Raw genomic sequence first — 14,130 nt, forward strand, 5'->3', positions numbered from 1 at the left:
TGCATTAATGCTATATTGATTAAAAATGAATTGGATTCACATGAAGGGGGAACATCTATGGACCATTCCGCACTGTATGATGAAATAAGGCTGCACGTAGGCCTTGCCCATGATTATTCCATAACGCCTGAAGGCTTTCTGCACTATGTCATGAATGCATTTCAAAAATATTGGCCCCATAAAGACCTGATTTCGTTGTATGTTAATAAATGGACGCATTTTGAATGGCAGGACGGGGACGTCCATCCGGTATTCACAAAAGAAATGGATATTCAAAACGGACTCCTGCTGTTGGCTGATATAGAAAGAACAGTGTTTTGCTGCCGGGAAAAAGGAATGTATCACTGGATGCTTCCATTTTACGATAATGAAATATTTGCCGGCGGTATTATTGTCTCAAGAGAGGCAGAAATGAAAGAGCTGGAAAAAGAAGAAGTCTGGCTTCTCGAAGAAATTATGTCCTTCATTAATGCGAAGCTGCCCAATTATATGTAAAAATAAAAAAGCAGCCGCGGCTGCTTTTTATTTTATTGAATGGGCTTTTGCTCCTGGATTACCCTTATAGTTTGAAGGGAAGGGTCTTCGGGCCCCTGGACGGGAAGGCCGGCTGCTGCGTTCGCCTGAATGTACGTTAAGTTTTCTTCGGTAACGATTTCACCCGGGAGAAGCACCGGTATGCCTGGCGGATAGATCATAATGAACTCTGCGATAATCCGGCCGGCACTTTCTGAAAGAGCGACGGTCTCTTTTTCGGCGTAAAATGCATCACGTGGGGCAATAGACAGAGTGGGGATAGACGGAAGCTTCAAAACCGCAGGTGCCTGATAGGTCCCGGGAGCATCATGCTGCCGGGCGAGATCCTTCATTGCATGCACTAGTAGCGATATTTCATTTTCTGTATCGCCAAAGCTGACGATGCAGAGAATGTTATAAAGATCGGACAGCTCTACTTCAATACGATAATGATTCCGCAGCCATTTTTCAGCTTCATAGCCATTGATGCCAAGCTGTTGGACAGAAATTAACAGCTTGGTCGGGTCCATGGCGGTGACGGTATTCTGTTCAAGCATCTCCGCTCCGGCACAGTAGAGGCCGTTAATGGAATTAATAGAGGCTCTGGCTTCTTCAGCGAGTTCAAGTGTATTTTCTATCAGCTTGTGCCCTTTTAATGCAAGCTGCCTGCGTGCAGTGTCGAGCGATGCCAGAAGCGGATACGATGTAGATGTTGTTGTGAGCATGCTGAAGACCGCCTGGACGTGAGCAATGGAAACCCTTGCGCCCTGAACGTTTAATACAGAGCTCTGGGTCATCGATCCCCCGAGTTTATGCACACTCGTAGCAGCCATATCAGCTCCTGCTTCCATGGCTGACGGAGGGAGACTTTCGTGAAAATGAATATGCACTCCGTGAGCTTCATCCACCAGGACGGGTACATCGTACTGGTGGGCAGTTTCTACAATGGCACCAAGGTCGGAGGAAAAACCAAAGTAAGTTGGGTTTATTACCAGGAGCGCCTTTGCGTCCGGATGCCTTTCGAGAGCATGCTGCGCTGTTAAAGGTGTAATCCCGTGCGATATGCCAAACTCTTCGTCGAGTGCCGGATACATAAATATCGGCACTGCTCCTGAAAAAATAATCGCATTCATGATCGATTTATGCACATTTCTCGGCACAAGAATTTTATCTCCCGGAGCACAAACAGATAAGATCATTGTCATTATTGCGCCGCTTGTACCCTGAACGGAAAAAAACGTATAGTCTGCCCCGAAGGCTTCCGCTGCAAGCTTCTGTGCTTCATCAATAACGCCGGAAGGGTGATGCAGATCATCAAGCGGTTCGATGTTAATCAAGTCCATATTTAATATATTACTGCCGATAAATTCACGAAACTCTTCATCCATCCCGGTGCCGTTTTTATGTCCGGGTATATGAAAGGGCACAGGCTGCGTCTGTATGTGCTCTTTTAATTTCGTGAATATCGGAGTAAGCTGCTGTCTGTTCATATGCGTCCCTCCAATGCGTTCAAAAACATTCAAATTATAGCAGATTTTAAGCCGTCATTAAATAATTTTATGAGACGTTCCGATCGGGATTTGCTAGAATATTACCGAAGGAGGAAGCAGTAATGAAAGAAAATGTTAATATACCTATCTCCATGGAGTGGACTACACAGGAAATTATCGATGTGACCACCTTTTTTCAGGTGATTGAAACAGCGCACGACAAAGCTGTGCCCCGGGAGGATATTTTAGGATTGTATGGAAAATTTAAAGAAATCGTGCCGAGTAAAAGTGAGGAAAAGCAGATGTTTCGTCAGTTTGACGAGGATGCTGAAGTGAACTGCTGGAAGACGGTGCAGGCGGCAAGAAAAGCAGAAGCAGGGGAAAAAATTAATATGACCGGACGCTCAGGATAGAGCGTCCGGCATTTTTATACCGTCTGCAAAGACAGCTGATATAAAGGGAGGAGTTCTTTGAATGTACTGTAAATGTAATCGTACGTTTCGTTGTCATTCCAGGAAGCAGCCGTTTCTACGTCAAACTGGCGTCCAATCAGAAGCTCCGCTTTTTTAACATCTCTTACACGTTCAAGAGTGTGAATGACCTGATCTTTGTTTTCATGAATAAAAAACGCGTCCGGTTTCGTATGGTCCGGGGAAATTTTATAGTCTTCCGGCAGGGACGTAAGCTGAGAAAGACGGTCCAGATACATTTTTCCGATATCTGCTTTGTCCGGCACCTCGTACATATGGGTCAACCAGGCGAACAAATGGTCATCAAAAAGACCGACCTGGAAATGAGGATGTTTTTTGTAGCCTCTTTTATCCGGTGCAATACCGAACCAGGTGCTTTCCGGAGGGTGAACAGACCGTCTGGCATGCTTTGCAATATGAATAAATAATTCTTCGCCGGTATCTGCTGCCAAATCTTCAGCCAGCGGTTCTGCCAGATGGGAAAAAACTGGTTGTATGTCATTCCGGATTTGAGACATGCGGTTTTCAAGACCTTCTGCCTGCATAATAGAAAAATCATTTTTGGTGAAATGCTGTCTGCTCATGTAATGACTGCTCCTTTATCAATTGGTCTGTCACAAGCATACTGAAAATCCAGGTCTCCGGCAACCAATCGATTCCAGCGGAAAACGCAATTATTTAAAAATACTGAAAATTTTTGTGTGTTTTTCTTGCGTTTCCGGTAAAAAGGTTTTATAATTCCAATAATCCTTATAGAATAACGAGTACTCAAACGTTGTCAGTATATCGTTAGATTAGCAATAAAGACAGTAGGGAGAGACTGTTACAGAATATAATTTCAGAACAATAGAGAAAGTTCTGCATCTTGTATTTTCTGAACATTCTGAGAAGAATTGCCAGCGTCAGTTAACTTTCAGCTCGGGACATTATTATTCCATTTAAGGGGTGTGGGAAACTTGGAACAAGTAATTCAGGCGTTTAAACGTAGAGATGCAGAAGAACGAATCCCGGTACTGCGCTTAGAAATTGATTATGAACTGGTAACCCTTCATGACGCCATGGCAGAGGAAGATTTAACGTCCATTCACGCCAGCAAATACCGCCTGGAGCAATTACGCCAGGAGTGGATTCGGCTGGAAGTGTAATATAAAGTAAGAAGATCCGGGCTGCTTTACAGCAGGCCGGGCTTTTTTATGCAGAAATTGGTGCATAATTTTGCCGTATTGAGGGAAGAAGAACTCATATACATAAGGAAGAAGCGGAGAGGATTATAATGGAAGAGAATTGGTCAGCAATGCAGAAGAAAGCTTTACAATGGATACAGGAGGCCGGGGAGCTGCTTCGAGCTTCCCTGGAGGAAAGCTTAATTATAGAAACAAAATCAAATCCAAATGATTTAGTAACAGAAATGGATTTCAAAATTGAGCGGCTGTTAACGAAAAAGATTATGGAGGAATACCCTGGACACCGTATTTTAGGAGAAGAAGAAGCCGGAGCGGACATTACGGACACCGACGACATTATCTGGATTATAGATCCTATAGACGGCACAACGAATTTTGTTCATCAGCAGTTTAATTTTGCTGTCTCCCTGGCTGTTTTTGAAAACGGCATCGGCAAGGTGGGCATTGTCTATGACGTGATGGCAGACGAGTGGTTTACCGCACTGGAAGGCAGAGGGGCGTACCGCAACGATGTCAGGCTGCCCGAGTTGGAACCGGCAGAATTAAAAGAAGCAATTGTAGGTATTAACGCCAGGTGGATTAAAAATGAAAAAATTCCTTATGCCAGGCAGATGCGTAACATTGTGGATGAATCAAGAAGCACCAGGGCCTATGGTTCGGCTGCCCTCGAGCTTTGTTACGTAGCATGCGGCCGGCTTGATTCCTATGTAAACCTGTGGCTTGCGCCGTGGGATTTTGCCGGAGCGGAAGTTTTGCTGCGGGAGGTTGGGGCAGATATCTCGACGATCGACAACCAGCGGCCGTCGATGCTTGGCAAGGGACCGTATCTGGCCGGCCGCCCGGGCCTGCAGGAAAAAGTACGGGGGATGCTGAACAGCTGATCCCCCGTACTGATTTTTGGCTACGCCGAAGAGCTTGCTTTCAGCTTTCTGGCAAAATAAAAGGCTGCACACGTTACAGCAATTGATACAACGGCAATAATAATGGACGCTTCGGCTATGGCAATCCCGATAGAGGCGATGCCGAAAATAGCTAACGCTGCAAGCAGCAGGTATAACCACTGTATTTTTGTCATAGAGACCCTTCTTCCTTTAAAATGATACTGATACTATTTTATCGGCTTTGAAAGGAAAACTCAAATAAGTACAGCCGGCTATGATTCAGGTTCGGTTTATGTTATATTGAAGAAAGTAGTGTCTGTGATAGTGACTTGCCAGTCGGGATGTCTTTAATGAAGCCCGGCATATGTTATACTGACAATGTAAATGGTAGGAACTCAGATAAAAATGGCAATGAGAACCCTGGCTTTATGGAAGACGATGTCGTCGAGCGCCAGGGTTTGTTATGATTGCAGCAAGAGAATAGGAGAGATTTATAGTGACAGTTTTACGCAAAGATATTCGCAATATCGCGATTATTGCCCACGTTGACCACGGGAAAACGACCCTTGTCGACCAGCTTCTTCGTCAATCAGGAACATTTCGGGAAAATGAACAGGTAGACGAGCGGGCAATGGATACCAACGATATTGAAAAAGAACGCGGCATTACAATTCTGGCTAAAAACACAGCAGTAAAATACCATGATACGCGTATCAATATTCTTGATACTCCCGGTCACGCGGATTTTGGCGGGGAAGTAGAGCGCATCATGAAAATGGTGGACGGCGTACTTCTTGTTGTAGACGCCTACGAGGGCTGCATGCCGCAGACGCGTTTTGTTTTGAAAAAAGCACTGGAGCAGAACTTAACCCCAGTGGTAGTCGTAAACAAAATCGACCGGGACATGGCCCGCCCATCCGAAGTTGTGGATGAAGTGTTGGACCTGTTTATCGAGCTTGGTGCGAACGAAGACCAAATCGATTTTCCAGTTGTTTATGCTTCCGCTATTAACGGCACAGCAAGCGAAGATCCTGAAAAACAGGACGAAGATATGGACGTTATTTTCCGCATGATCTCAGACAACGTGCCGGTTCCTTTTGATAACAGCGACGAGCCGTTCCAGTTTCAGATAGCGATGCTTGATTATAATGACTACCTTGGGAGAATCGGCGTAGGAAGGGTGTTCCGTGGAACGCTCCGGACAGGCGATCATGCCGCCCTGGTTAAGCTCGACGGAACAGTGAAAAAATTCCGGATCTCCAAAATGTTTGGTTTCTTCGGTCTGAAGAAAGAAGAAATCAGCGAAGCCAAAGCCGGAGATCTCGTAGCTATTTCCGGAGTGGAAGATATCATGGTCGGGGAAACAATATGCCCAGTCGACCATCAGGAAGCGCTGCCGGTACTCCGTATTGACGAGCCGACGCTTCAGATGACTATTCTTGTAAATAACAGCCCGTTTGCCGGACGTGAAGGTTCTAAAATTACGAGCCGTAAAATTGAAGAGCGGCTGCTGACGCAGCTTGAAACAGACGTAAGTCTCCGGGTTGATCCGACGGACAGCCCTGACGCATGGTTAATTTCCGGTCGCGGTGAACTTCACCTGTCCATTTTAATTGAAAACCTGCGCCGTGAAGATTTTGAGCTCCAGGTGTCCAAGCCACAGGTAATCGTTAAAGAAGTGGACGGCGTGCTTTGCGAGCCGTATGAGCGTCTGCAGGTTGATGTGCCGGAAGACTATACCGGAGCAGTTATGGAGTCTCTTGGTGAACGTAAAGGCGAAATGGAAAACATGGTCAATAAAGGTGACGGCCAGGTTCGGATTGATTTCATGATTCCATCCCGTGGTCTGGTTGGTTATACAAACGAATTCTTATCCCAGACCAAAGGATATGGCATTCTGAACCATACGTTTGAAGAATATCGTCCTTATATTAAAGAACAGATTGGCGGCCGCCGTCAGGGAGTTCTCGTTTCCATGGAAAATGGAAAAGCGACTCCGTACAGTATGATGCAGCTGGAAGACCGCGGTACAATGTTTGTTGAACCGGGTACTGAAATTTATGAAGGCATGATTGTCGGCGAGCACAGCCGGGAAAATGATTTGGCTGTAAACGTAACGAAAGCGAAGCAGCAGACAAACGTTCGTTCAGCTAACAAGGATCAGACCGTAACGATGAAACGACCTCGGATTCTGACACTTGAAGAAGCTCTCGAGTATTTAAACGCAGATGAGTACTGCGAAGTTACTCCGGATTCAATCCGGCTTAGAAAGAAAATTCTCCAAAAAGGCGAGCGCGAGCGCGAAGAAAAACGCCAGAGCGTGTCCAAATAAAAAAAGTGCCGGCTGCAGTATAATCTGCAGCCGGCACTTTTTATTAATAAACATTTTGCCGGAAAGCCGGAGCTTTGTATGATTTCATTATTACCAGTTGTTATTTTTTACCGGATCCCGGTACAGATGGAAATGGCCGGTAGCTTTTCGCTCATTTGTCCGGGCTGAAATCCGGTCATGGCATTCGGGGCACATATACGTGTGGATCGGCCGGTTCCGAATTTTTTTTGCTTCAGGGTTTTCATCATCCAATTTATAAATTTCATCGCAGATTACGCACTTTACCCGCATCATTTCTTTTCACCTCTGCTTTGTTCAACCAAAAGATATGATTCAAGTATAACACGCCCGCAGCTCTGAAAACAGAATGAGCGCCAGATGGGTGGAACAGAAAAAAATAAACAGGGGAATCCGAAAAAGACTGGACAAATTTTCTGATCAAAATGGTACTATTATACATATAAGGGGGGATACATATGGCTAGTCGAGTATTTGACGAACTACCCGAAGAAATCGTCCATTTATTAAAGCAGGAACAATATGTGACGGTTTCCACCATCGAACCGAAAAATTCCACCCCGGATGTTCACGCCGTGTCATGGGTGTATGCAGCTTCTCCAAGGATTCTCCGGTTTGCTGTTGATGCCCGGGCGTCTGCAGTGGAAAATCTGCGGGAAACCCCTGGTATGGCAATGACTGTTATCGGCGGAGGCACCACGTACTCCGTTGCAGGCAAAGGAAAAATTTTAACAACTGAGGTAAGTGGGATTTCTTTTCCGCTTGCGATTATAGAAGTGGACGTTGCTGAAGTGAAGGACGTAATGTTTTATGGGTCCAGGATGCTCCGCGGGCCGGTGTTTGAGAAGACATATGACCCGGAAGCGGCAGAAGAATTGGACAATAAAGTACTCGAGGCAATGAAGAAAACACACTGAATATAAATATCCCGATAGAGACAAGATAGGGGGAAGCACCTGATATGAAAAAAATTTACGTTTTAGATACGAACGTACTGCTCCAAGATCCCCAGGCAATTTACCAGTTTGATGAACACCATGTTGTCATTCCAGCCGTCGTATTAGAAGAAATTGATTCCAAAAAACGGTTAATGGATGAGCTCGGCAGGAATGCGAGAGAAACAGCAAGAATTCTGGACCGCTTCCGTGGAAAAGGCAGGCTCCATGAAGGAGTACCTCTCGGTTCAGGAGGCACGCTGAGGGTAGAGCTGAACCACCGTTCGTATGAGAGCATGAAGGACACCTTTATCGAGGTGACCAATGACAACCGTATTCTGGCAGTGGCTCAAAATTTAAAGGAAGAATACGAGCTGATGGGAGATTACCACGTTGTTATTATCAGCAAAGACGCTCTCGTACGCGTGAAAGCAGATGCCCTCGGTATAACGGCCGAAGACTTTTTGAATGACCGCGTTACGCAGTACGACAATATTTACAAGGGGCATCAGACGCTGACAGTTGACCGGCCCCTGCTTGACGCTTTTTTCGAGGAGGGATCACTGGCTTCTGAAGAGGTTTCAGAAGAAGGCTTCTGTCCTCACGAATTCCTTATTTTAAGAGACGCCCTGAGCAGCTCTTCGGCTCTTGCAAAAGTCGACGAATCTGGAAAAAGAATTCGCAAGTTCACTTCCGATATCGACCATGTGTGGGGCATACGCCCGAAAAACGTCGAACAGAAGATGGCACTTGAGCTGCTGCTCAGAGAAGACATCCCGCTTGTGACGTTAACCGGAAGAGCAGGCACTGGAAAGACCTTATTAACGCTCGCAGCCGGTTTGCTTCAAATTGAAGATATGGAGCGTTACCACAAGCTGCTGGTGGCGAGGCCTGTTGTTCCACTTGGGAAAGATATAGGATATCTTCCGGGAGAAAAGGATGAGAAGCTTCGGCCCTGGATGCAGCCGATCTATGATAATCTGGAGTATTTATTTAATGCTAAGAAGCCTGGAGAGCTTGATTCCATTCTCGCGGGGATGGGGTCTATTCAGGTGGAAGCTTTAACTTACATCCGCGGGCGGAGCATTCCGGACCAGTATATTATTATTGACGAAGCTCAAAACCTCACAAAGCATGAAGTGAAAACGATACTGACGAGGGTGGGGGAAGGAAGTAAAATCGTTTTTCTCGGCGACCCGGCCCAGATCGATCATCCGTATCTCGATGAGTTAAACAATGGACTTGCTTATGTAGTGGAAATGTTCAAAAATCAGGGCATCAGTGGGCATGTAAAACTGGAAAAAGGGGAACGCTCCGGTCTTGCCCAGCTTGCGGCAGATATACTATAAAGAAACGACAGCTGGAGTGCTTCCAACTGTCATTTCTGTTTATTTTACCCGGAATCCTGTCACGTGCCGTATAGGATCGGCTTTATTGGAGCCGTCTCCGTAATATATGTGGACCGGCCCGTCCTCTTTCAACGGGCTGCCTTTATGAGAAAAGGCCACAATGAAATTTTTCGCTTCCTCAAGAGATACAAGATGAGTTTGCTCTTCGGTTTCCACAACGACATGGCTGGCATCGTCTTTCGGTTCGGCGTTATCCAAAAACGGCTCGAATCTGATCCCGAATGAGCCATTGATGATCGCTTCTTTTTTATTGCGTACCTTGTTGGTGCGTCCCCGGCCAGGATCCGGGTCCGGGGCGTTTGACCCTTCCTCGCGGTCTCTTGCAAACCTTCTGGCTGTATGATCAGCTTCCGTGGAAGGCTGCTCTTCAGCGGAGGGATCGGTATCAAAATATGTTTCGAGATCAATCTTGCGGTCGTCAAAGATCCATGTAGTAGGATCAAGGGTGATCGGGAAATGAACATTTCCCTGAATCATAACAATAAAATTCATGAGGGACTCCTCCAATTTAATAGCTGCTGATAGGAACTGGTTTTTATGCTACCACAACCGGGTAATAGAGAAAAAGCAGAAGCTATTGCTGTCCCCGGAAATTGTGGCATATAGTCTGAAGAATCAAGATTTTATACGCAAACCATCTTGCTTTTTTTTAAATGAACAGATAAGATGAATAGAAGGAGTCAGCTTGTAGGAGGGATTGCCTTGAGCATGAGGGCAGCAACAGAACATAGTGAGAAAGCATACGCTTTATTAAAAGCAGATGCTGAGAAAATCAGAAAACTTATTGAAGTACAGATGGATAACCTGACAATGCCTCAATGCCCACTTTACGAAGAGGTGCTTGATACACAAATGTTTGGCCTTTCAAGAGAAATTGATTTTGCCATTCGTTTGAATCTCATCGACGAACATACCGGTAAACAAATTCTTTCTGAACTCGAACGGAAACTTGCTGCTTTTCATGAAGCAACAGTCGGTGGATGAGCCAAGCTATTCTAATTGAATAGCTTGGTTTTTTTACAAACAGGTGTATTTTTAATTTAAAGTTTTACGCAGGCAAAAAACAGGGTAAAGAAACGTTACGCAAAAGAATCGTATAATAAAAATAGGCACAAATTTTTAAAAAATGAGAATATTACTTTGACAGACAGCCTGGTTCTTGCGTATGATAATTTATATTTAGAATTATCAGTTATTGAAGATAATTCTGATTGATCCTATCGGGATAAGATAGATACATCCTGTAATAGATAAGAGGAGGAGAAGGATGAACGGTCTAGAGAATATTAAAAAGGTATTAGTAGCAAACCGCGGTGAAATTGCTATACGCATATTTCGGGCGTGCACAGAATTACATATACGCACCGTGGCTATTTATTCCAATGAAGATGTAGGGGCGTTTCACCGTTATAAAGCAGACGAAGCATACTTAGTAGGGGAAGGGCAGAAGCCGATCGATGCGTACCTGGATATCGAAGACATTATCCGTACGGCAAAAGAAAACGGAGTCGACGCTATTCACCCGGGCTACGGTTTTCTTTCTGAAAATATTGACTTTGCCAGACGCTGTGATGAAGAAGGCATCACCTTTATCGGGCCTGAAACGCGTCACCTGGAGATGTTTGGGGATAAAGTTAAAGCAAGAGAAACAGCTATCGCTGCCGATCTTCCAGTCATCCCGGGAAGCGACGGTCCGGTGGACAGCGTGGAGGAAGTAAAGGAATTTACTGACAAGCACGGCTTTCCAATCATGATTAAAGCTTCCCTCGGAGGCGGCGGCCGCGGCATGCGTATTGTCCGCGACGCGGAATCGCTGGAGGATGCTTACGACCGGGCGAAATCCGAAGCAAAATCTGCTTTTGGCAACGATATTGTTTATGTTGAAAAATTCGTGGAAAATCCAAAGCATATTGAAGTACAGGTGCTCGGGGATAAAGCAGGAAACGTTATCCATTTATACGAGCGGGACTGCTCCATTCAGCGCCGTCACCAAAAGGTCGTGGAGGTAGCGCCGAGTATTGCGCTTGACGAGTCGCTGCGTGAACGTATTTGCGATGCTGCTGTAAAGCTTGCCAGAAATATTGAATACATCAATGCGGGCACAGTGGAGTTTCTGGTAAACGACAAGGGAGAATTTTTCTTCATTGAAGTGAACCCGCGTGTACAGGTGGAGCATACAATTACAGAAATGATCACCGGGGTGGACATCGTGCAGTCCCAGCTGAAAATCGCTGACGGTGGTACGCTGCATGACGCTTCCATAGATATTCCGGAGCAAAAAGATATTAAAACATTCGGCTATGCCATCCAGTCCCGGGTTACAACAGAGGACCCTGCGAATGATTTCATGCCGGATACGGGCCGGATTATGGCTTATCGTTCAAGCGGCGGCTTCGGGGTAAGACTGGATGCTGGTAACGGCTTCCAGGGAGCGATCATTTCCCCGTACTACGATTCGCTGCTCGTAAAGGTATCCACGTGGGCACGCACATTTGAAGGGGCTTCTGAAAAAATGCTCCGAAACCTGCGGGAGTTCCGGATCCGCGGTATTCGTACAAACATCCCGTTTCTGGAAAATGTTGTCCAGCATGAGAAATTCATCAATGGCACCTACGACACCTCGTTTATTGATTCGAGTCCGGAGCTGTTTGTATTTCCAGTGCGCCAGGACCGCGGCACGAAAATGCTTACATTCATCGGGGAAACAATTGTAAACGGATATCCCGGGCTTGAAAATACACCAAAGCCGACGCTCAATAAGCCGATGGTGCCAAAGATCGATAAGAAAAAGCCGATACCGAGAGGAACAAAGCAGATTCTCGATGAACAGGGGCCGGAGGGTCTCGCGAACTGGGTGAAGGATCAAAACGAAGTGCTTTTGACCGATACCACGTTCCGTGACGCCCATCAGTCGCTGCTTGCCACGAGGGTTCGCAGTGATGATCTGAAACGTATTGCAGAGCCGACCTCCCGGATGCTTCCTAACTTATTCTCCTCGGAGATGTGGGGCGGGGCCACCTTTGATGTGGCGATGCGCTTTCTGCATGAGGATCCATGGACCCGGCTGCTTGAACTTCGTGAGCGTATGCCAAACACGCTTCTGCAGATGCTTTTCCGTTCCTCCAATGCCGTGGGATACAAAAACTATCCGGATAACCTGATCAAAGAATTTGTTCATAAATCAGCAAATGCCGGCATCGATGTTTTCCGTATATTTGATTCTCTCAACTGGGTGAAAGGGATGACTCTTACGATTGATGAAGTACGGCAGACAAATAAAATTGCTGAGGCAGCGATGTGTTATACAGGGGATATTCTTGACCCGAAACGAAACAAATATGACCTGAAGTATTATAAGAATCTCGCCAAAGAGCTTGAAAACGCCGGCGCCCATATTCTGGGCATCAAGGATATGGCAGGTCTGTTGAAGCCGGAAGCAGCGTATCAGCTTGTCTCTGAACTTAAAAATTCGATTTCCATCCCAGTTCACCTGCACACGCACGACACGAGCGGCAACGCTATTTTCACGTATGCCCGGGCTGTTGAAGCAGGAGTAGACATTGTTGACGTAGCTGAAAGCTCCATGGCAGGACTGACTTCACAGCCAAGTGCAGATGGCCTGTACTATGCACTAGCCGGGAATAAACGCCAGCCGAATGTTGATGTTGGTGCTCTGCAGGAGCTTAGTGACTTCTGGGACACGACTCGTGAATATTACCAGGGCTTTGAAAGCGGCATGCGTTCGCCTGCGCCTGAAGTGTATGAACACGAAATGCCGGGCGGCCAGTACAGCAATCTGCAGCAGCAGGCTAAAGCGGTAGGCCTTGGTGACCGTTGGCGTGAAGTGAAAAAAATGTACCGTCGTGTCAATGATATGTTTGGGGACGTTGTAAAAGTAACACCGTCGTCGAAAATCGTCGGGGATATGGCTCTGTATATGGTACAGAATGATCTGACCGAAGAGGATGTTTACGATAACGGTCAGAACCTCGATTTCCCGGACTCCGTAGTGGAATTTTTCCAGGGGTATTTAGGACAGCCGCACCAGGGCTTCCCGGAAAAACTTCAAAAAATCATTTTGAAGGATCGTACCCCTATTACGAATCGTCCGGGTGAAAACCTCGAACCGGTCGACTTCAAAGCTATTGAAGAGGAACTGTTTAATACACTCGACCGGCCAGTGACGAGCCATGATATGATTTCCTACGCGATGTATCCGAAAGTATACATGGAGTTTGAGCAGTTCCGTCAAAGCTTCAGTGATGTATCTGTATTGGATACACCAACGTTTTTCTACGGGCTTGAGCTTGGAGAAACAGTGGAAGTGGAAATCGAAAAAGGAAAGACACTGATTGTGAAGCTTATTTCTGTGTCAGAGCCGGACGAAACCGGTCATCGAAACGTGTACTTTGAATTGAACGGACAGTCCCGCGAGGTGGTTATTAAGGATAAAAACGCCAAGGTGGATGCTAATGTTCGTCCGAAAGTAGATAAATCAAATCCTAACCAAATCGGGGCAACGATGCCTGGTACCGTGCTGCAAACCTCTGTCAAAGAGGGAGACGAAGTGGCAAAAGGCGATCAGCTTATGATTACAGAAGCAATGAAGATGGAAACGACTGTACAGGCGCCGTTTGATGGAAAAATTAAAGGCGTTTATGTAGGAAATAATGAACCGATCGAATCGGGAGATCTTCTTATCGAATTTGAATAACAGGTAAAAAGGATCGGCCGGTGGGCCGGTCCTTTTTTTATGATGAAAAGGGCGGGAGCCATCTTTTCAAAGCGCCGGGAAAATGTTTTTGGATAGAAAAATCTGTTGGCGGGGATGTATTCTTCAGGAAAAAGCGTAAAATAAACGGAAAAAAGGTATAGAATTGAAGTGAAAGAATGAAGGT

14 protein-coding genes are annotated in these 14,130 nt (G+C 46.0%); 9 read left to right on the forward strand and 5 right to left on the reverse strand.

Features of this window, described 5'->3' with window-relative positions; translation table 11 throughout:
• Positions 1 to 57 precede the first annotated feature (57 nt).
• A complete protein-coding gene (locus Q0757_RS01765) occupies positions 58 to 495 on the forward strand; it encodes a hypothetical protein (protein WP_298784111.1) in 438 nt (145 codons plus the stop codon).
• A 32-nt stretch (positions 496 to 527) separates the two neighbouring features.
• Here the strand turns inward: Q0757_RS01765 and Q0757_RS01770 are convergent, their stop codons facing one another.
• Positions 528 to 2,003, reverse strand: coding sequence for an aminotransferase class I/II-fold pyridoxal phosphate-dependent enzyme (locus tag Q0757_RS01770; protein WP_298784113.1), 1,476 nt, complete (start codon positions 2,001 to 2,003; stop codon positions 528 to 530).
• A gap of 122 nt (positions 2,004 to 2,125) precedes the next feature.
• Here Q0757_RS01770 and Q0757_RS01775 point away from each other — a divergent pair, with 122 nt between their 5' ends.
• Positions 2,126 to 2,416: a UPF0223 family protein gene (locus Q0757_RS01775; protein WP_298784115.1), complete on the forward strand. Its 291-nt coding sequence runs from the start codon at positions 2,126 to 2,128 to the stop codon at positions 2,414 to 2,416.
• Between the two features lie 14 nt (positions 2,417 to 2,430).
• Here Q0757_RS01775 and Q0757_RS01780 read toward each other — a convergent pair whose 3' ends face one another.
• On the reverse strand, positions 2,431 to 3,057 hold the full coding sequence (locus Q0757_RS01780) for a DUF1054 domain-containing protein (RefSeq protein WP_298784117.1): 627 nt from the start codon (positions 3,055 to 3,057) through the stop codon (positions 2,431 to 2,433).
• A gap of 372 nt (positions 3,058 to 3,429) precedes the next feature.
• Between Q0757_RS01780 and Q0757_RS01785 the strand changes: the two genes are divergently transcribed.
• Positions 3,430 to 3,618: a hypothetical protein gene (locus Q0757_RS01785; protein ID WP_022792649.1), complete on the forward strand. Its 189-nt coding sequence runs from the start codon at positions 3,430 to 3,432 to the stop codon at positions 3,616 to 3,618.
• A 128-nt stretch (positions 3,619 to 3,746) separates the two neighbouring features.
• Positions 3,747 to 4,538, forward strand: a complete 792-nt coding sequence (locus Q0757_RS01790) for an inositol monophosphatase family protein (RefSeq protein WP_298784124.1) — start codon at positions 3,747 to 3,749, stop codon at positions 4,536 to 4,538.
• Between the two features lie 20 nt (positions 4,539 to 4,558).
• Here Q0757_RS01790 and Q0757_RS01795 read toward each other — a convergent pair whose 3' ends face one another.
• Positions 4,559 to 4,732 carry a DUF5325 family protein gene (locus Q0757_RS01795; RefSeq protein ID WP_298784125.1) on the reverse strand — a complete coding sequence of 58 codons (174 nt, stop codon included), beginning with the start codon at positions 4,730 to 4,732 and terminating at the stop codon, positions 4,559 to 4,561.
• 302 nt (positions 4,733 to 5,034) lie between these two features.
• On the opposite strand from Q0757_RS01795, the gene typA reads away from it, so the two are divergent.
• Positions 5,035 to 6,870 carry a translational GTPase TypA gene (gene typA, locus Q0757_RS01800; protein ID WP_298784127.1) on the forward strand — a complete coding sequence of 612 codons (1,836 nt, stop codon included), beginning with the start codon at positions 5,035 to 5,037 and terminating at the stop codon, positions 6,868 to 6,870.
• A gap of 90 nt (positions 6,871 to 6,960) precedes the next feature.
• On the opposite strand, the gene Q0757_RS01805 is transcribed toward typA, so the two are convergent.
• Positions 6,961 to 7,161, reverse strand: a complete 201-nt coding sequence (locus Q0757_RS01805; protein ID WP_298784492.1) for a YlaI family protein — start codon at positions 7,159 to 7,161, stop codon at positions 6,961 to 6,963.
• A 185-nt stretch (positions 7,162 to 7,346) separates the two neighbouring features.
• On the opposite strand from Q0757_RS01805, the gene Q0757_RS01810 reads away from it, so the two are divergent.
• On the forward strand, positions 7,347 to 7,805 hold the full coding sequence (locus tag Q0757_RS01810; protein WP_298784129.1) for a pyridoxamine 5'-phosphate oxidase family protein: 459 nt from the start codon (positions 7,347 to 7,349) through the stop codon (positions 7,803 to 7,805).
• A 44-nt stretch (positions 7,806 to 7,849) separates the two neighbouring features.
• The gene (locus tag Q0757_RS01815; protein WP_298784131.1) at positions 7,850 to 9,172 is read left to right on the forward strand and encodes a PhoH family protein; all 1,323 of its coding nucleotides are present in this window, start codon (positions 7,850 to 7,852) and stop codon (positions 9,170 to 9,172) included.
• A 39-nt stretch (positions 9,173 to 9,211) separates the two neighbouring features.
• On the opposite strand, the gene Q0757_RS01820 is transcribed toward Q0757_RS01815, so the two are convergent.
• Positions 9,212 to 9,724, reverse strand: coding sequence for a peptidyl-prolyl cis-trans isomerase (locus Q0757_RS01820; RefSeq protein WP_298784133.1), 513 nt, complete (start codon positions 9,722 to 9,724; stop codon positions 9,212 to 9,214).
• A 216-nt stretch (positions 9,725 to 9,940) separates the two neighbouring features.
• Between Q0757_RS01820 and Q0757_RS01825 the strand changes: the two genes are divergently transcribed.
• Positions 9,941 to 10,216: a YlaN family protein gene (locus Q0757_RS01825; RefSeq protein WP_094907905.1), complete on the forward strand. Its 276-nt coding sequence runs from the start codon at positions 9,941 to 9,943 to the stop codon at positions 10,214 to 10,216.
• 283 nt (positions 10,217 to 10,499) lie between these two features.
• Positions 10,500 to 13,946 carry a pyruvate carboxylase gene (pyc, locus tag Q0757_RS01830; RefSeq protein WP_298784135.1) on the forward strand — a complete coding sequence of 1,149 codons (3,447 nt, stop codon included), beginning with the start codon at positions 10,500 to 10,502 and terminating at the stop codon, positions 13,944 to 13,946.
• The last annotated feature ends 184 nt before the right edge of the window (positions 13,947 to 14,130 follow it).

Source organism: uncultured Marinococcus sp. (genome assembly GCF_947493875.1).
GTDB lineage: Bacteria > Bacillota > Bacilli > Bacillales > Marinococcaceae > Marinococcus.